The 18,611-nt window shown below is 54.3% G+C and carries 13 protein-coding genes and 3 tRNA genes; 8 read left to right on the forward strand and 8 right to left on the reverse strand.

What is annotated here, in order from left to right:
- From gnd to FEF65_RS07640, 5 genes are all read left to right on the forward strand, one after another.
- A complete protein-coding gene (gnd, locus tag FEF65_RS07615; RefSeq protein ID WP_138239206.1) occupies positions 1–927 on the forward strand; it encodes a phosphogluconate dehydrogenase (NAD(+)-dependent, decarboxylating) in 927 nt (308 codons plus the stop codon).
- Positions 924–1,595 (forward strand): 6-phosphogluconolactonase, encoded by a 672-nt coding sequence (gene pgl, locus FEF65_RS07620; RefSeq protein WP_138239207.1) that lies wholly within the window; start codon positions 924–926, stop codon positions 1,593–1,595. The genes gnd and pgl overlap by 4 nt, the downstream gene beginning before the upstream one ends.
- A 217-nt stretch (positions 1,596–1,812) precedes the next feature.
- Positions 1,813–3,012, forward strand: a complete 1,200-nt coding sequence (locus FEF65_RS07625) for an AAA family ATPase (protein ID WP_138239208.1) — start codon at positions 1,813–1,815, stop codon at positions 3,010–3,012.
- A gap of 337 nt (positions 3,013–3,349) precedes the next feature.
- Entirely contained in the window at positions 3,350–3,730 is a 381-nt protein-coding gene (locus tag FEF65_RS07635; RefSeq protein WP_138239209.1) for a hypothetical protein, read from the forward strand.
- 85 nt (positions 3,731–3,815) lie between these two features.
- Positions 3,816–4,664: an REP-associated tyrosine transposase gene (locus FEF65_RS07640; protein ID WP_138239210.1), complete on the forward strand. Its 849-nt coding sequence runs from the start codon at positions 3,816–3,818 to the stop codon at positions 4,662–4,664.
- Positions 4,665–4,668: 4 nt separating this feature from the next.
- Here the strand turns inward: FEF65_RS07640 and FEF65_RS07645 are convergent, their stop codons facing one another.
- From FEF65_RS07645 to FEF65_RS07660, 4 genes are all read right to left on the reverse strand, one after another.
- Positions 4,669–5,307 carry a tetratricopeptide repeat protein gene (locus tag FEF65_RS07645; protein ID WP_138239211.1) on the reverse strand — a complete coding sequence of 213 codons (639 nt, stop codon included), beginning with the start codon at positions 5,305–5,307 and terminating at the stop codon, positions 4,669–4,671.
- A gap of 74 nt (positions 5,308–5,381) precedes the next feature.
- Complete coding sequence (locus FEF65_RS07650; RefSeq protein WP_138239212.1) at positions 5,382–5,846, reverse strand: hypothetical protein; 465 nt, start codon at positions 5,844–5,846, stop codon at positions 5,382–5,384.
- A gap of 83 nt (positions 5,847–5,929) precedes the next feature.
- Entirely contained in the window at positions 5,930–6,349 is a 420-nt protein-coding gene (locus FEF65_RS07655; protein WP_138239213.1) for a hypothetical protein, read from the reverse strand.
- 318 nt (positions 6,350–6,667) lie between these two features.
- Positions 6,668–8,533, reverse strand: coding sequence for a DUF2235 domain-containing protein (locus FEF65_RS07660; RefSeq protein WP_138239214.1), 1,866 nt, complete (start codon positions 8,531–8,533; stop codon positions 6,668–6,670).
- Positions 8,534–8,765: 232 nt separating this feature from the next.
- Between FEF65_RS07660 and FEF65_RS07665 the strand changes: the two genes are divergently transcribed.
- Both FEF65_RS07665 and FEF65_RS07670 read left to right on the forward strand, forming a co-directional pair.
- Entirely contained in the window at positions 8,766–10,385 is a 1,620-nt protein-coding gene (locus tag FEF65_RS07665; protein WP_138239215.1) for a 7TM diverse intracellular signaling domain-containing protein, read from the forward strand.
- Positions 10,386–10,510: 125 nt separating this feature from the next.
- Positions 10,511–15,616 (forward strand): RCC1 domain-containing protein, encoded by a 5,106-nt coding sequence (locus FEF65_RS07670; RefSeq protein ID WP_138239216.1) that lies wholly within the window; start codon positions 10,511–10,513, stop codon positions 15,614–15,616.
- 154 nt (positions 15,617–15,770) lie between these two features.
- Here the strand turns inward: FEF65_RS07670 and FEF65_RS07675 are convergent, their stop codons facing one another.
- The 4 genes from FEF65_RS07675 to FEF65_RS07690 form a co-directional block, all read right to left on the reverse strand.
- Positions 15,771–16,385, reverse strand: coding sequence for a flavin reductase family protein (locus tag FEF65_RS07675; protein ID WP_138239217.1), 615 nt, complete (start codon positions 16,383–16,385; stop codon positions 15,771–15,773).
- 276 nt (positions 16,386–16,661) lie between these two features.
- A tRNA-Gly gene (locus FEF65_RS07680) sits at positions 16,662–16,737 on the reverse strand.
- An 80-nt stretch (positions 16,738–16,817) separates the two neighbouring features.
- Positions 16,818–16,892, reverse strand: a tRNA-Cys gene (locus FEF65_RS07685).
- A 49-nt stretch (positions 16,893–16,941) separates the two neighbouring features.
- Positions 16,942–17,017 (reverse strand) — tRNA-Gly (locus tag FEF65_RS07690).
- Between the two features lie 129 nt (positions 17,018–17,146).
- Here FEF65_RS07690 and FEF65_RS07695 point away from each other — a divergent pair.
- Positions 17,147–18,517 (forward strand): PhoH family protein, encoded by a 1,371-nt coding sequence (locus FEF65_RS07695; RefSeq protein WP_161595206.1) that lies wholly within the window; start codon positions 17,147–17,149, stop codon positions 18,515–18,517.
- The last annotated feature ends 94 nt before the right edge of the window (positions 18,518–18,611 follow it).

Here is an 18,611-nt window from a genome sequence, read left to right on the forward strand (position 1 = left end):
ATGAAACTGGCAATGATCGGATTGGGTCGCATGGGCGGCAATATGGTGAAGCGGCTGGCACAGGGTGGTCATGACGTGGTGGCCTATGATGTGGATACCACTCCCGGCGCAGCACTGGCCGCCGAATATTCATCGGTTACCGCTGCTACCGATCTGAATGATGTGATTGCACAGCTGCCTGCGCCGCGTGTGATCTGGGTGATGGTGCCGCATCAGTTTGTCGACAGCACCATTGCTGCATTGCTTGCGGCAGGGGTTGAAGCGGGCGATCTGATCATCGATGGCGGTAACTCCAACTATAAGGAAGGCCAGCGTCGCGGCACTGAGCTTGCGGCAAAGGGGATGCTGTTTGCCGATTGCGGTACCTCCGGTGGTGTGTGGGGTCTTAAAAATGGCTATTCACTGATGATCGGTGGTGAAGATGATGCCATTGCCCTGATTGCACCGGCACTGACCACCCTGGCCTCCAATGAGGGCAAGGGTTGGGGTCATGTCGGACCGGTGGGAGCCGGCCACTTCGTCAAGATGGTTCATAACGGTATCGAGTACGGCATGATGCAGGCCTTTGCCGAGGGCTTTGAGCTGATGAAGGCGAAGGATGAGTTTGATCTGGATATGCATCAGATCTCGCGCGTCTGGCAGCATGGTTCGGTGGTCAGCTCATGGCTGCTTGATCTGACCGGTGATGCACTGGAGCAGGATGGCGATCTTTCATCGCTGTCCGACTGGATGGATGATTCCGGTGAAGGGCGCTGGACAGTCAATGAATCGATCGATCTCGGTATTCCGACGCCGGTGCTGACGCTGGCACTGCAGATGCGCTTCCGCAGTCGTCAGAAGGACGCATTTGCCGGCAAGATCGTCAATGCCCAGCGGGCCGGTTTCGGTGGTCATCCGATTCGTCCGGTGGAATCCTCCGAATCATGAGTGAGATGTTGTTTGAGTCACCCGCAGAACTGGCCGCTTATGCGGCCGGGCGGGTGGCTGAGCTCTGTCAGAAAGCGGTAGCTGAAAAGGGTGTGTGCCATCTGGTACTGGCTGGCGGTACTACGCCACGGCTCTGCTATGACTTGCTGCGACAGATGCCACTGCCATGGGCGTCACTGCATATCTGGTTCGGTGATGAGCGCTGTCTGCCGGTCGGAGATGCCGAGCGTAACGATACCATGGCCGATGCGGCGCTGCTCAGGCATGTGCCGATACCGGCAGCGCAGATTCATCGCATGGCGGCAGAAGAGGGGCCGGAATCGGCGGCTGCGGCCTATGCGGCGCTGCTTGCTGCTGCTCCGGTGATGGATATCGTGCTGCTTGGTATGGGGGAGGATGGGCATACCGCCAGCCTGTTTCCCGCCAATCCGGCCCTGACCGATGTGCGTCTGGCGGTGCCGGTTTACAACTCGCCCAAGCCACCAGCCGAGCGGGTCAGTATGGGCTATAGCGCACTCAATGCGGCCCGTCATCGTATCTTGATGGTCACCGGCAAGGGGAAGGCCGATGCGCTGGCGCGCATCCGGGCAGGGGAGCGGTTGCCGATTGCCGCCATTGCCGATGGTGAGTGGCTGATGGATCGTGCTGCGATGGGATCAACCGACTGAAAAATAGCGGGCCGGCTTATTGCCGGCCCTGCATGTTAAAGCGTCCAGTCTGGCGGATGTGAATCACTCCATAAGTCATGCCTGGCACTGTCACTGTCATAAAAAATAAAGGCGATTGCCCTGATGTTTCTCGCTGGTTATATTTACTTATATGAAATTATAGCTATAAGTTGCTATAGGTTGTTATAGACCATGCAGATAATGTTCAGAGGTGTGTATGGACCCGATTAAAAATCCGTTTTCTCCGGGGGCAGGTTCTCCGCCTCCTGAATTGGTTGGCCGGGATGGGGTGCTTGAACAGGCCAGAATTTTACTGGGGCGGGTGAAGCAAAAGCGGTCCGAGAAAAGTATTCTGCTGACAGGCTTGCGAGGTGTTGGCAAAACAGTGCTTCTCAATGAGATGGAGCGGATGGCCGGGGACGCCGGATATCGCACGATTCTGATTGAAGCGCACGAAGATAAGTCTCTGGGGATATTGCTGGCTCCGCATTTGCGCCGTCTTCTTTTTGATATCAACCGTATGGCAGGAGCAGGTGATAAGGTTCGCCGTGGGCTGGCTGTGTTAAAAAGCTTCGTTGGAGCGATCAAAGTCACAGTCGGCGATATTGAGCTGGGCCTTGATATTGATCCTGAGCAGGGTTCAGCCGACAGTGGTGACCTTGAAGTTGATTTACCCAGTTTGTTTATCGCTGTGGCTGAAGCTGCAGCCGATAGAGGTGTATGTGTTGCAATACTGATCGATGAGATTCAGTACTTTAAACAGAAAGAGCTGAGCGCCCTTATTATGGCGATGCACAAGATGCAGCAGCGCCAGCTTCCATTGGTTTTACTTGCTGCCGGTTTGCCCATTTTGCCTGGTCTTGCAGGAGAGTCGAAATCATATGCAGAGCGGTTATTCAGTTTTCCTGATATAGGGGCGTTCTCGGAGCATGATGCCAGTCGAGCTTTACAGGAGCCTGTTGAAACAGAGGGGGTACGTTTTTCCGAAGATGCATTAAAAGAGATCTTCAGGTTGACGCGGGGGTATCCATACTTTCTTCAGGAGTGGGGTTATCAGGCCTGGAACCGGGCCGTTGCCTCTCCGATCGAGTTTTCTGTGATTCAGGGCGCATCCGAAATTGTGATTGGCCGGTTGGATTTAAACTTTTTCAGAGTGCGATTTGATCGCCTGACACCGACAGAGAAGACCTTTCTCCGGGCTATGTCAGAACTCGGCCCAGATCCGCAACGGACGAGCGATATCGCGGATGCTTTGGGGCTGAAAATCAGCAGTATCGGCCCAACACGCGCTAATCTGATTAATAAAGGAATGATATATAGCCCTTCGTATGGAGAGCTGGCATTTACGGTTCCGCTGTTTGACGAGTTTATGCGCAGAGCAATGCCGGTTTTTCCTGACGGGGGTCTGCAAGGATAAAGACGATGCGCTGGCACGCATCAGGGCAGGGGAGCGGTTGCCGATTGCCGCCATTGCCGATGGGGAGTGGCTGATGGATCGTGCTGCCATGGGATCAACCGATTAAGAATAGCGGGCCGGCTTATTGCCGCCCCTGCATATTAAAGCGTCCAGTCTGGCGGATGTGAATCACTCCATAAGTCATGCCTGGCACCGTCACATGTCCTGAGCTTTGTTCTGCAGGCAGACTTTTTGCAACAGATTCAGTTGATTCGTCCTTTTATAAAACCAACCATTTTGCTACAGTATTAGTGGTTCGCGGTCATGCGACGCATTCACCGCATGCGAGGAGGACAACATGAAACGTTCAGTCTATGCACTTATCCCGTTGCTACTGGCACTGCTGTTCAATGTTACACCCGCTGTTTCCGCCACCGTCCCGATCCGTACCATCGACGCTATCCTGATGCATTTAAGTCACTATCCGTCCGAAAGCGAGATGGCCAGCCTGCAGCAGATCGTCGATAACACAGATGCCACAGCCGGCGAACGCACACTGGCCGGGGCCATGATGCGCTTCAGTCATCATGTCAGTGATAGTGATCTGCTCAAACTGGAGACCCTGAAACAGAGTAAATCGGCGAGTGCTGACGAAAAGGAGCTTGCCGACATCATCATGCATGTCGCACACCATCCGTCGAATCGCGACAGGCAACGATTGCAGCAGCTGCTGCAGTGACCTGCAAGGGACGGGGTCAGGACTTGTTTTGCGAAGGGACGGGGTCAGGACTTGTTTTGCGCATTGTTGGAGTTAGTGTGCTCTCATGGCCAGACCGTTGCGGATAGAATTTGAAGGTGCTGTTTATCATGTGACATCGCGTGGTAACGCGCGGTCCGATATCTATTTAACGGACGATGACCGGGAGATGTTTCTGGCGGTGCTTGCTCATGTGGTCGATCGCTTCGGCTGGATTTGTCATGCGTATTGTCTGATGAGTAATCATTTCCACCTGATGATAGAAACACCGCGTTCGAATTTGAGTCGCGGGATGCGTCAATTGAATGGTATCTATACCCAGCGCTTCAATCGCACGCATGGACGTGTCGGACATGTGTTTCAGGGGCGGTTCAAGTCGATTGTTGTGGATAAAGATGCCTACCTGCTGGAGTTAAGTCGATACATCGTTCGCAACCCCGTTGCGGCCGGCATGGTGAAGGATGCAGGCGACTGGCCGTGGAGCAGCTATCAGGCGACAGCGGGTGCCGTTTCAACTCCTGCATTCCTTGATACTGGCTGGCTGTTATCCCGGTTTGGTAATGACTCGGAAACCGCCAGGGCTGCGTATGTTGCTTTTGTCCGGGATGAGCAGATGGTCTCCCCCTGGGATCAGTTGAATGGCCCCGATATTTTAGGCGATGATCTGTTCAGAGGTCGGTTGCAGGTAGCCGGGAGTGGTGAAACAGTAGGGATTCCGAAGCGGAAGCAGTTGTTGAGGCATCTGCCGCTTTCAGAGATTGCGCAGCCAGACAGGGAGCGAAGCGACTGGATACGGGAGGCCTACAGGGAACATGGCTATACCATGCAGGAGATTGCAACTTATTGCGGCCTGCACCATTCAACGGTGAGTCGCATCATTAAATCCGCCGATGAAAATGCGCGAAACAAGTCCTGACCCCCTATACTGTTGACTGAAGGGTTAGAGGAGAATTGCACTTGTAGCGAACAGGCTTGAATTTCGCCTCTTGGCTAGGATTGGTTTCCCTTAAACTTTTCGCCTTTCGAAGAGCTTCTTGGGCGGAATTGTTATCTCCACTTTGCGCAAGGGCATCAGCATATTCTTCATAGGCGCCGGCAAAGGCTATGGGGTCTGACTTCACACTGTTGGTTTGCTCGACTTCACGAAGGGCATCTGAGTAGTAGCTGGCCGCATCTTTATAACGCTTTTGGTCATACATAAGGCGCGCCAATTCAAAACGACGGATGCCAATATTGCGGCTATTCCGTTGGGGTAAGCTCTCCTCCAGTTTCAATGACTCCACGAGAAATTTTTCTGCTTCCTCCAAATGGCAGGCATACCCGGTTGTTCTTCCAAACTCATACGTCATCATCGAAATGGTTTCCGGTTCGGCACCGCCTGAACGAGCAGCAACGAGCGCCTTCCAGTCCTGCTCTCGGGCTGAAACGAAATCACCTTGATTTTCGAAATTTCGTGCGGCCTGGTAATGTATTTGCGCCTCCTTCATATTTATCGAACTGGCGCATGCACAGCAAATTAGACTGAGGACCGATACTGAAAATAATTTCGCAAAATTCATTACTTCTTCTCCTCTAACGTAAAAGTGAGGGGCTGCGCGCTTTTGCGCAGTCCCTCTCGACTGACGGGTTATGCCTAAGTGCTAAGGCGAAGATCAATTTTATGTGCTCGAACATTCATGTTCTCGTTAATTGTTTTTGAGAGTTTTTCCAAGATCACATTGAGATCGGCCACATATTGCGACGGTTTTTGATCTTCATCGCCTAGAAGGACAAATAGATAAGTATCCAATTCCCGGAAGCCACTTACTATTTCCTTGCTAAGGACTATTTGATTTTCATCGATCAGCCTTCTAAAGGCGTTCAATTTTTCAAGTGCTTCGGCGTGGTTCTGCGCGAGCCACTTTTCATGGCCTAACGCAACCTTGCGGCCAAAGATATTTTTGACTTCGTAGAACGAAGACCAAATTTGGTTCATACACGATATGCGCTGTTTGAACACTTCATTACTGCACTGAGCTTCTCGATCAATCCACGATTTGACCCATGTGGAAAATAGAGCGATAGCAGCCCCAACTATGAGCAGAAATATTTCGTTCACTAGACCCTCCAGTTTTTAGGCATAACGATCAAGCTGTGGGGCGCGAGCCGCATCGCGGCGCAGCGTCCCACACGAGCGAATTGTTATGTGTTGTTGTTTGCACCAGCTTGTCCTTTTGCATTTGTGCGCAGCTCAAATGCACGAACGATAACGTATGCGATGAGTGCAAATATAAAAAACACCAACAGCATCCATGCGATGGATTGAAGAGACTCGATTATCGTACGATATATTTCCAATACCCAGCGATCCATGGTTAGCACGGGTGGGGTAAAGTGTTCTGTCGGTGCACGCAGGAAGTTTTCCAGGTAGTTGATCCTGACACCTCCAGAAATTCCAACCACATAAATGGCGAATTTAAGGTACTTTGTCCAAGCATAAGCGATATCGTCTGCCACGATTCTTTCCAGAATTCCATCGATCGGCTTGGCGAATAACTTCGCTACGATAAAACACACTAGCAATGAGACAATAAACGTGATTCCTAATAAAGATAAAAACACTTGATGCTCCCTCCACGGTTAAGACACATAACTTATTAATATACGACGATATACATTTGCCAGATTTGGCAAATGTATATGCATTGTTTGGAGGTGATCGGGCTGATATTCGGCAGGCTTCGCAGGGGATGCAGCGCATCCGATATCTTTTTGCATGGAATATCCCCTGTTATATATAACGATACCTAACAGGGGATATTGATATCCCGGGTGATATGCTAAAGCGGTTTCTGCCATCGACTCCTCCCGTTTTGTTCAACGTGCATGATACCCTTTCCAGGCCTTTGTATCTCCGATAAATATGGGACAAAAGAGGCTTCAGCTCGCAGTTTTTGGATCGGCTTTTGTTGCTGCTTCCGGGGCGGACTCAGGTTCGGACTCGGACTCGGACTCGGACTCGGACTCGGACTCGGACTCGGACTCGGACTCGGACTCAGGAGCAGACTCAGGAGCAGACTCAGGAGCAGACTCAGGAGCAGACTCAGGAGCAGACTCAGGAGCAGACTCAGGAGCAGACTCAGGAGCAGACTCAGGAGCAGACTCAGGAGCAGACTCAGGAGCAGACTCAGGAGCAGACTCCTGCGTGGCGGGAGCAGCTTCCGCCTCATGTCCCGGTTCGGCTGCTGGCGCGGTGAGAGGCTCTTCGGTAATCACCAGGTTTCTCAGGTTTTCGCAGGCTCTGATGGTATCGCGCCGATATTCCAGCATGCGCTTGTAGTAGTAGGTGGCGGGCATGGCCAGCAGCAGCAGGAGCCATGGATGCTGATAGACGATGGTATTCAACAGCGGTTCAAGAAAGCCCGGGGTGACAAAATCGATCATATCGGCCAGGTAACCGAACAGGCCGGTGTGCTCCGCCGGTTGCTTGTCTGAGAACAGCCAGGTGGCGAAACCGGCAAGCAGGAAGAGCAGGGCAAAGCTCAGCATGCGCTCATACAGGCATTTGCGCTCATGGACCCAGGTGTTGATCTCGGAGCGATAACGATTCCAGTTATAGTGATGACCGGGATTTCGGATTTCGACCGGTGCATCCGGATCATCATCCACCACAGCAAAGCGGGCCGGCAGCTGACCGGGGGCATAGTTGGCGGTGCGATGGTTGATGCGCTCAATGACGCTGCGATGCAGTTTGATCTCGCCGTTCAGGCGGCCTTCGCACAGCTTTTCGATTTCGCGCGGATGATAACGATAGAAAATGCCAAGTCCGTCGCGAGAGTTATACATGCGGCCATGCACATGGCTGTCGTTCAATGCCTCCTGCAGTCGCCCCGGCTCGAAGTGGAGGCCGCATCGCTGTGCTCTGAGCATCATCCAGTAGAGCGGGACACTGGCCATGCCCGAGCGCTCGTAGCCGCCACCGACATTGGAGTGCATGCCGGCAAACCAGACCTGCTCGACACTGCCCTCGGGGCGTCCCTGCTCACGCCAGACATGTGGCCAGAACGCCGTACGCTCATCATCAATGGCCAGTGCCTGATAAGCATGTGCCACGTTATCGGTCAGCCTGTAATGGTAGAATTTATGCGGCCATTTGCGATCCAGCCACATCTCCGCCTTGATAAACAACGCGTTAAGCCAGCCGGAAACGGTGCCGGTGACGTCGGTACGGGAAGGGAAGCCCAAAGCCACCACCGTATCCCAGACGCCAAGGAAATGGATTGGCACAATGCCATGCGAATCTTCGGATGCGCTCAGTGCGCGGGCTCGCTCGGGATGCTGCTCGTGCTGTTTATAAGCGGCGAACGCCTCATCCACACGTTTTGTCAGCTCCCGGTTGCGCAGCCCCTTGCCTTTTGCCAGACCGCAGATGCTGATCAGGCCATTGCAGGCGCGAACGGTGGAGGCACCACGGCTGAAGCCGAAGAACCAGATGCGGTCACCCGGCTCATAATTGCGCGCCAGAAAGGCATAGAGGTCGCATACATTGCGCTCGAATCCGAAGCCAAGCCCGCCGGAGAGGGCGCGTATATATTTGTTTTTCTGGGTGCCGACACCGTTATCGTAAAAGACGATCTGCTCGCGGCAGTGAAAGCCGTCGGTTACCTCACCGCTAAAGCGTTTGTCCACGGCCTTGTACATGCGGTAGACGTTGCTGTCCGGTGTATAGCCGCCGGCATTGCCGGTGCCATCGGCGCATACAATGATATTTTTTCCGCTTTTGCGCGTTGATTGAGCTTCCATCATCCACCCCCCCAGGCTTCAGTTTCAGCGACAGGGTAAACCGGTATGGCACTGCTGTCATGCTTTCGGAGGCGTAAAGACAGACAACAGACTTGAAAAGTTTCTCCCGGTTGGATTGAATGCATTCAAAATCGATCGGGCGCTGAGGGCATGCGGGCTCTCATTTTGAGGGTATGACGCAGGGAGGGGAGTGAAGGACCAGATCAGGTGCTGTGTATTCATTGCGTTTGTGCTGATGAATCTGTTTACTGCTTATGCGGGAGACATGCTGTCGTCCCGATCTGCCGGCGTGATTGATTTCAGGCCGGCGTCGCCGGGTGAGCATGTCATTGATTTGACCGGAGAGTGGCGGGCTTACTTTGGCCGGATACTGATGCCCGATCAGCTTGCCGATGCGAAGGTTGCGGACACGTATACGCCGGTCGATATCTCCCGAATGGGCGCTGTTGATCATCCGGGTACGATTCAGGAGCCGCCGCAGCAAGCAGATGCCTGGTCGACCTATACGCTGACGGTGCTGTTGCCCGCGAAACCACAACCACTGGCCATCCGTTTGTCTCCTTATCTCTCATATGCGCAATTGTATGCCAATGGTCGTCTTGTAGTCGCACTGGGCAATGTACGTAGCAAAAAGCTTTTTTGGGAACGCCGGTTAATTAATCTGGGCGAGGTGTCAGGCAAACTGGAGCTGGTGCTGCAGGCCAGTAATTTCGATGCCTATCGCTCGGCCCTTGCCTGGAATATGTCTCTGGGCGATCCTGTACTGATCAGCCGGGAAGAGTTGCTGGCGAAGACGCATGATACGCTGATTATTCTTACACTGTTGCTGATCGGTATCGTATATCTGATCTTGTATGCCAGGCACAGACACAGGAAAACCCTTCTTTATGCGGCGCTGTTTGCAATCTTTGTCGGTATCAACACCATGTTCAGTCTGGAGGGAGTGGTTTATGACCTGCTTCCGGGGCTGACGCTTGAATTCGGATACCTGCTCAATTTTATCTCCCTGATCTGGGCTACAGTTTTTCTGATTTACCTGGTGAAGGAGCTGTTTAAAGAGGATGTCTGGCCGCTGGTCGGCCGCTTTTATCTGGTGATCAGCACTATCTTAACCGCACTGATCTTTGCGCTCGGGCAGGAGCAGATTGTTGATCTGGAGCTTGTGCATCGCTTGCTCGTGCAGGTTCCCATCTCCGTATATGGTATCTACCTGGTGATTGTCGCTGCTCTTCGCTGCCGCTCAAGATGTCTGCCGACCATGGCGGGGATTGTCATCATGGCCCTGACGGTGATTTACGATGTCATCTCTTTTGAAGGGTGGTTGCCGGTTTACGATATGACCTACTACGGCATTGTGGCATTTCTTCTGTTGCTGGGAATGGCCCGGCTTGGTCTGTTCGCAAGGTCCATGCATGACGAGCCCGGGCAGCCAGCGGTAGCGGCGCAGGCGAATGTGGAATCGCTGCAGCAGGCTGATGTACAGCCGCTCTCTTTGCCGGATGAGCCACAGCCAGATCAAATAGCCTTGCCTGCGGATGAGCGTGAACTGGTCGTCTGTCTGATGTGGCAGTGCCTGGAGATATGGCAGCGTGTGACCGGTACGGGCAAGGTAGAGCTGGCAGAGCAGAGTGGTCTCTGGCGGGCGCAGCTCGATGGTGATACCTGGCGTACGCGCACGCTGGACCGTTACCTGAAGGTCGAGACGTTGCCGCATCGTCCACGCTGGCAGGTTGTGGTGAAGACCGCCGAGTATGTGCTTGCGCATACAGACGAGCATCCGGAGCTGCGCGAACAGCTGCAGACGACCATCACAGCCTTGCGGGGACATCACATGCAATGGGCCATGTCTGCCTGATGGTAAGTTTTAAACTCCTTTAATTTCATATGGTTAAAAAACTTTTACCATTTTTTACCGTGAAATTCCGCCCTTGATTCTGATGATATCGTTCAGGAGTTTTTCCAAATCTCGGAGGGCATACATTGAAAAAACTTAAACTATTATTTTTGGGGCTTCTGGTGCTGCTCGGCCTTGCGCCGCAGATGGCCTCTGCAGCCGTGGGCGATATTACCACTGTGGCCGGTAACGGTACTCTTGGCAGCTCAGGCGATGGTGGTGCGGCAACTGCTGCCCAGTTTGGGGTGCCCGGCAATGTTGTTGTGGATGCTGCGGGCAACCTCTATATCGCAGATGGCTGGTACAAACGCGTTCGTAAGGTAGATGTATCTGGCAATATCAGTTCATTGATGCAGGGAGTCTATGCAAACGATATTGCTATTGATGGTGCCGGTAATATCTATGTGGCGAACTTATACAATCAAGTTCAGAAAATGGATGCTGCAGGCAATGTAACTACTGTAGCAGGGACTGGTGTACGTGGCTTCTCCGGTGATGGTGGTGCAGCAGTTTCTGCTCAGTTGAACCAGCCATCTGGCGTTGCAGTTGATGGTGCAGGCAATCTTTACATTGCGGACACTGGTAATCATTGCATTCGCAAAGTAGATGCATCGGGAAATATCAGTACAGTGGCTGGGACCGGTGTTCTGGGATATTCAGGTGATGGTGGTGCAGCAGTTTCTGCGCAGCTGGCTTATCCGAACGACGTTGAAGTGGATGGAGTCGGTAATCTTTATATAGCGGATACAGCTAACCAGCGTATTCGCAAAGTGGATACATCGGGCAAAATTAGTACGGTTGCCGGTACCAGTGTGACGGGCTACTCCGGTGATGGTGGCGCTGCAACCTTGGCGAAGATAGCCGGTGTTTACAATATTGGCATTGATAGTGTCGGTAATATCTATTTGGCCGACAGTGGCAATAATCGCATCCGCAAGGTGGATGTTTCGGGTAATATCAGCACGGTGGTCGGTACAGGAGTGGCGGGCTTTTCCGGCGATGGAGGCCCGGCACTTAGCGCCCAGTTGAATAGTCCAAAGACTGTCTATGTTGATAGTGCCGGCAATCTTTATATCGGTGATGGAGCCAACCTTCGAGTCCGCAAGGTGGCGGGCGTTGCTGCCGCTGCCGCTGCGAAGGCAGAGCCCATGGCCTGGGGGTATAACTCCTACGGTGTTTTGGCTACAGGCGATACAAAATTGAACATCAAGCCGCTGGCAGTGCCGCAGGCTGCCGATTTTGTCAGTATCAAACTGGGCATAAGCCATGGCGTGGGACTGAAGGCCGACGGTACGGTCTGGGCCTGGGGTTATAATGACTATGGTCAACTCGGTCTTGGTTACTGGGGTGGTGTCAGTTACACACCTGTACAGGTCAGTGGTCTGACCAATGTGGTGGCAATCGATGCGGGGCAGTCATTCACTGTTGCGCTGAAGGCCGATGGCACGGTATGGGCCTGGGGTATTAATAATTACAGTCAGGCCGGTATGGCTCCGTCGACCGCAGTGCCAGGTCCGTATCAGATCAGTGGCCTGACCAATGTGACCGCCATTGCGGCAGGCCGTGCTCATGCGATTGCATTGAAGTCAGACGGTACTGTCTGGAGCTGGGGTAACAATCAATATGGCCAGTCCGGTAACGGTGTGGTGAATGGAGGATGGCCGTTCTGCATAACTAATCCCGTTCAGGTCTCGGTTAGCGGGGCTGTGTCCATTGCTGCCGGCTCAAGTCACAATTTTGCGCTGAAATCAGACGGTACGGTTTGGGCCTGGGGCCTGGATGCCAGCGGTGAGCTTGGCGACGGTCGCACGGGTGTGTGGGCTGTTCCAACGCCGGTGCAGACCCAGATCAGTGGTGTGGCGTCGGTTTCCGCCGGTTATAACTATGCCTCCGCATTGAAGACGGATGGTACGGTATGGGTCTGGGGTCTGAACCGTTTTGGTCAGGCCGGTAATGGTACCATTACGCCCACCGAGCCTCTGCCAGTGCAGACCAATATCACTGGCGTTCGCCAGATTTCTGCCGGTTCTTCCCATATGCTGGCAGTGAAGCTTGATGGCACGGTTTGGTCATGGGGTTATGGTGGTTTCTGGCAGTTAGGTACAGGCACGTCCACAACTACGCCGACGCCTGTGCAGCTCAGTGGTCTGGGCGGTATCGGTGCCACGGTTGAGGCGGGTAGTAACGAGTCTTTCGTTTACGGTGGCGTGAGCGGCGGTGCCGGATCTGCACCGGCTGCACCTGCGAACCAGCCGCCGGTAGCCAATGCCGGTGCCGCACAGGTTGTGGAATCAGCGGGTGCGATGACGGCAGTGATGCTGAATGGTTCTGCATCGAGCGATCCGGATGGCGATACGCTGACCTACAGCTGGAGCTGGAACGGTGGCTCGGCTACCGGTGCAACCCCGACCGTGAATCTGGCTAACGGCACCTACAACATCAGCCTGACCGTCGATGATGGCAAGGGTGGTACAGCAACTGCCACTACCACTGTAACCGTTCGGGATACCGTGGCGCCGTCCATCAGTATTGCGCCGATTGCAGCAGTGGAGGCAACCTCTGTTTCCGGTGCATCGGTGAATGTAACCTCTTATGTTACTACCAGCGATGTCTGCGGCGTACAGCTGGGTGTTTCACCAGCCGGTGTGTATGCATTGGGTAACACCTCTGTGACCGTGACTGCCACGGATTGCGCGGGTAACAGCCGCAGCGCATCGACCACCGTATCGGTTGTCGATACCACAGCACCGGTACTGAGTGTGCCTGCCAACGTATCTGTCGAGGCAACTGCCAGGCTGACGTCGGTCGCGATTGGTGCTGCCACCGCGACCGATATCTTTGCGGTAACGGTCAGCAACAATGTGCCGGCAGCATTCCCTGTTGGCAACACCACCGTGACCTGGACGGCGACGGATGCGAACGGCAACAGTGCAACGGCAACCCAGACTGTCACCGTAACTGACACCACCGCTCCAAGTGTGGTGGCACCGGCAGCAGTCACTGTTGAAGCAACCGGCGCGCTGACCGCTGTCACACTTGGCAGTGCAAGCGCAAGCGATCTGGTCGATGGCGTAGTCACCGCGACTGCCGATCAGACCGGTCCGTTTGCACCGGGTGTATATACCATTACCTGGAGCGCAACCGATGCTGCGGGTAACACAGGTACAGCAACCCAGATCGTGACGGTCACCGATACCACTGCACCGAGTGTTATTGCACCGGCAGCAGTCACTGTTGAGGCAACCGGCGCGCTGACTGCTGTCACACTTGGCAGTGCAACAGCAAGCGATCTGGTCGATGGTGTAGTCACCGCGACTGCCGATCAGAGCGGTCCGTTTGCACCGGGTGTGCACACCATTACCTGGAGTGCCACCGATGCGCATGGCAACGTGGGTACAGCAACCCAGACCGTAACGGTCACCGATACCACTGCACCGAGTGTTATTGCACCGGCAGCAGTTACTGTTGAGGCAACCGGCGCGCTGACCGCTGTCACACTTGGCAGTGCAACAGCAAGCGATCTGGTCGATGGCGTTGTCACCGCGACTGCCGATCAGAGCGGTCCGTTTGCACCGGGGGTATATACCATCACCTGGCGTGCCACCGATGCTGCAGGTAACACAGGTAAAGCAACCCAGACTGTCACGGTCACCGATACCACCGCTCCAAGTGTGGTGGCACCGGCAGCAGTCACTGTTGAGGCAACCGCTGCGCTGACTGCTGTCACACTTGGCAGCGCAACAGCAAGCGATCTGGTCGATGGTGTAGTCACCGCGACTGCAGATCAGACCGGCCCGTTTGCACCGGGTGTATATACCATCACCTGGAGCGCCACCGATGCTGCAGGTAACACAGGTACAGCAACCCAGACCGTAACGGTCACCGATACCACTGCACCGAGTGTTATTGCACCGGCAGCAGTTACCGTTGAGGCAACCGGCGCGCTGACCGCTGTCACACTTGGCAGTGCAAGCGCAAGCGATCTGGTCGATGGTGTAGTCACCGCGATTGCAGATCAGACCGGTCCGTTTGCACCGGGTGTTTATACCATCACCTGGAGTGCAACCGATGCGCATGGCAACGTGGGTACAGCAACCCAGACTGTCACGGTCACCGATACCACTGCACCAAGTGTGCTGGCACCGGCCGATGTGACGGTTGAAGCCAGTGCAGTACTGAGCACGGTTGCAATCGGCAATGCCACAGCAACTGATCTGGTCGATGGTGCAGTCGCAGCGAGCAGCAATGCACCAGCCAGCTTCCCGGTTGGTACGACGGTTGTAATCTGGAGTGCAACGGATGCAGCGGGTAACACAGGCAGTGCTACGCAGAAGGTGACCGTGGTCGATACCACAGCACCGGTGTTGACACTTCCTGCCAATGTCACGGCAGAGGCCAATGGTAATCCGGGCAGCACGGTTGCAATCGGTAACGCGACTGCGACCGATATCTTCCCTGTTACCGTTACCTCCAATGCGCCGGCGGTATTCCCGCTGGGTGTCACGTCCGTGATCTGGAGTGCGACGGATGCCAACGGCAACGTTTCAACAGCAACACAGACGGTTACGGTTGTGGATACCACCGCTCCGGCGATGACCCTGCCAGCCGATGTGCATGTTGAGGCGACAGCAGCCCTGAGCAGTGTGGTGATTGGTACCGCGACTGCGACGGACCTGTTCGGTCCTGTGAGCGTGGTTTCCGATGCGCCAGCCAGCTTCGCTCTCGGTACCACAGTGGTGACCTGGACCGCGACCGATGCCAATGGCAACAGCAGCACCGGTACACAGCGTGTCACCGTGGTGGATACCACAGCACCTGCGGTTGCGGCCGCACTTGAAGCTGTGAAGGTCGAGGGTCAGGAGGGCGTGTTCCGCGTCGTCTTCAGCTCTCACGATCTGGTTGATGCGAATCCGGCTCTGTCAGCGATGCTGAACGGTGTGACGGTGAGCAATGGTCAGAGCGTTCACCTCTCTTATGGCAGCCGTCAGAAGGTTGAAGGTGGCCGCAATGTTGAGATCGAAGCACCATCGTTCTCACTTGATGTGATCTCGACCGATGCATCGGGCAATGCAGGTTCAGCAGCAGCGGCCTATGCTTTCCCGGCTCCAAGGGAAGCACATGGAGACAGCAAGTCTGATCATGGCAAGCAGTCTGAAAGCAAGAGCAAGAGTAAGAGCAGCAAGCGCGACTGATCATCGCGTACGCTAAATGAAAAGGCCGGCGGGTAACTCCGCCGGCCTTTTTGTTTGTTCATGTCAGTGATATTCATGGTTTAAGTGGTGATTTCTTTTGCAGCTACAGCGATAGTGCGAAGTTATTGAGGATGCTGATGATTGTTTGTGATGATTATGCCGGTCGCGGCAATCGTATGATCTGCGACAGGGCGGCATATTCATTGGCACCGAGCCGGGCAACCGGATCGAGTTTTTCCGCATCCACCTTGATGCGACCATCTTTACCGTGTTCGATGATCTCATCACTCAGGTAGAGTTGTTTTACTTCGCCATAGATCACTGCCTGCCCGCTGTTGCCTATCTCATGCAGAGCATGCAGTTCACAGGCAAATGCGGCGCGGGCATCTTTCAGGCGGGGAAGCGGGAAGTTTTCCAGAGCCACCGTTTCCAGTCCCAGTTGCTCGATTTCCGATACACCGGCTGGCATCGTTGCCGAGCTGTCATTCATCGCCGCCAGTTGATCCATCGATGGAATGTGAATAACGAAATAGCGACGTGCTTCGATATTGTTGCGGGTATCTTTTTCTTCGCCGGGCGATTTTTTACCGACGGAAATCATGACCAGAGCCGGATCTGCGCAGATGGCGGAGAAGTATGAAAAGGGGGCAAGATTGAGTTTGCCATTTTCATGTTCGCTGAGTACCCAGGCGATGGGGCGGGGGACCAGTGTCTGAATCATCTGGAAATAACGCTGTGAAGTGGTGAGTTGGTCGAAGTTGATCTGCATGGGGCCTATGCAAGCCGGTTTGCTGTTGCGCGTAAAGATATGAGCGGGAAATAAAAAAGGTTCATCGCGGACGTCCGCTGTTGGTCAAGATGTGTGTGGGCCGCTTGAACCCCCCTAATACGATTTGCCGAATAGAGTGATTTACTACAGAAACAAGCTGCGGCTGCAGTGAATGGCTCGTATGAGGTCATCCGCAGGACAAAAATACGGGGGGGCGGCTCTCGCTCATGCGCGATGAACCAATAAAAAAGGGACCCCGAAGGATCCCTTTCTATCTGGAGCGGGTAACCGGGCTCGAACCGGTGACCTCGACCTTGGCAAGGTCGCGCTCTACCAACTGAGCTATACCCGCGAATGGCCCGCATTATGGTAATCGGACCGTTGTTGTCAAAACTTTTTTTACCATTTTGACAACTATGTGTTTGAACCGGTTGGAGGCAGGGGCGAGAATCGAACTCGCGAATAAAGGATTTGCAGTCCTCCGCCGTACCACTGAGCCACCCTGCCATTTCCACCGCTTCTTCCAATTAAAAGGGGCCGTGAGGCCCCTTTTGTCTGGAGCGGGTAACCGGGCTCGAACCGGTGACCTCGACCTTGGCAAGGTCGCGCTCTACCAACTGAGCTATACCCGCGGAACGGGGCGAATCATGCCAAGCAGGATGGCCCTGTCAAGCTCTTTTGGCGGGATTTTTTTCATGTGCAAAGTCATCCCTTCTGGCATAGTTACGTCCAGCAGTTATCCAACACGCCGGAGAGAAATCATGAGTGATAATGAAATGGCCGAGCGCAAAATCTATATTCTTGATACCAACGTCCTGATTCACGATCCAAACGCACTGAAACGCTTCGATGAGCATGATGTGGTGCTTCCGATCGTTGTGCTTGAAGAGATGGATAATGTGAAGAAGGGACTGGATGAGCTGGCCCGCAATGTGCGCGATGCCTCCAGGCAACTCGATGAGTTGAGTGAATCCTGTGACGATCTGGAACAGGGGTGTCCGTTGCCAGGTGGTGGTCGTCTCTTTTTTGAAATGAACCATCAGTCGCTGGCGATATTGCCGGAGTCGCTGGCACGCAGTGGCGGCGACAACCGCATTATTGCCGTGGCGATGTCGGTTCAGAAGCAGCATCCGGGACGGCAGGTCATTCTTGTTTCCAAGGATATCAATCTGCGCATCAAGGCGCGTGCACTGGGCTTGCGCACTGAGGATTACCGCTCCGACCGGGTCGTCAGTGATCTTTCCGTGCTGCCAAGTGGCAAGTTGCGCCTCGATGCCGATGTGTGGGCTGCGATGGGCGCCGACATGCAGGTGCTTGAGCATGCCCATGGTAATCATTTTGTGGTCACCTGGCCGGAGGCGATGGCTTTGCCATTTATTCACTCCTTTGTTGTGCTGCCGGGAGAGCGTGAAATTGTCATGCGTTGTACGGCCCTTGATGAGGGGCGCCGGGTTCATCTGCAGGACGTCATCTCCTATCGTCAGGAGCGCAATGCGATCTGGGGCATTCAGGCCAAGAATCCGGAGCAGAATATGGCCATGAACCTGCTGATGGATGCGGATCTGGATCTGGTGGCCATGATGGGGCTGGCCGGTTCCGGTAAAACCCTGCTGGCGCTGGCCTGTGGGTTGCATCAGACGCTGGATATGGGGCTGTATGACAAGATTCTGGTGACGCGTGCAACGGTGCCGATGGGCCACGATATCGGTTTCCTGCCGGGTACCGAGCGTGAAAAGCTTGAGCCGTGGATGGGGGCGATCACCGATAATCTGGCACTGCTGCTGGGAGATGAGGCGGCAAATATCGCCGATATTCTCGGGCAACACAGGATTGAAATTGCAGCGCTCTCATTTGCACGTGGTCGTACATTCACCAAAACATGGCTGATTGTCGATGAGGCCCAGAACCTGACGCCGCATGAGATGAAAACCATTATTACCCGTATGGGCGAGGATTCGAAGATTATTATTCTCGGCAATAATGCCCAGATCGATACGCCTTACCTGACGGCTTATACCAATGGTTTGACACGGGCTGTGACTGCATTTGCCGGTTGGGAGCATGCCGGTCATATTGCTCTGAAGGCGGGCGAGCGCTCTCGTCTGGCCAGCAAGGCGGTCGAGGTCCTGTAAAAAAAAGCCGGCCGATGATGTCACTGTCAGGGGGATTTCTCCCTGGCAGTGAAAGGCCTTCGATCGATTGCCAGGATGGCAGTGGGTCAGCATC

Source organism: Mariprofundus erugo (assembly GCF_005818865.1).
Lineage (GTDB): Bacteria > Pseudomonadota > Zetaproteobacteria > Mariprofundales > Mariprofundaceae > Mariprofundus > Mariprofundus erugo.

What these genes read in the sequence shown, in the direction of transcription:
- FEF65_RS07635 (WP_138239209.1), top strand. Translation starts at nt 3,350, where the DNA reads ATGAAACGTTCAGTCTATGCACTTATCCCGTTGCTACTGGCACTGCTG.
- FEF65_RS07660 (WP_138239214.1), bottom strand. Translation starts at nt 8,533, where the DNA reads ATGATGGAAGCTCAATCAACGCGCAAAAGCGGAAAAAATATCATTGTA.
- FEF65_RS07675 (WP_138239217.1), bottom strand. Translation starts at nt 16,385, where the DNA reads ATGCAGATCAACTTCGACCAACTCACCACTTCACAGCGTTATTTCCAG.
- FEF65_RS07665 (WP_138239215.1), top strand. Translation starts at nt 8,766, where the DNA reads ATGAATCTGTTTACTGCTTATGCGGGAGACATGCTGTCGTCCCGATCT.
- FEF65_RS07695 (WP_161595206.1), top strand. Translation starts at nt 17,147, where the DNA reads ATGAGTGATAATGAAATGGCCGAGCGCAAAATCTATATTCTTGATACC.
- FEF65_RS07645 (WP_138239211.1), bottom strand. Translation starts at nt 5,307, where the DNA reads ATGAATTTTGCGAAATTATTTTCAGTATCGGTCCTCAGTCTAATTTGC.
- FEF65_RS07640 (WP_138239210.1), top strand. Translation starts at nt 3,816, where the DNA reads ATGGCCAGACCGTTGCGGATAGAATTTGAAGGTGCTGTTTATCATGTG.
- FEF65_RS07625 (WP_138239208.1), top strand. Translation starts at nt 1,813, where the DNA reads ATGGACCCGATTAAAAATCCGTTTTCTCCGGGGGCAGGTTCTCCGCCT.
- pgl (WP_138239207.1), top strand. Translation starts at nt 924, where the DNA reads ATGAGTGAGATGTTGTTTGAGTCACCCGCAGAACTGGCCGCTTATGCG.
- gnd (WP_138239206.1), top strand. Translation starts at nt 1, where the DNA reads ATGAAACTGGCAATGATCGGATTGGGTCGCATGGGCGGCAATATGGTG.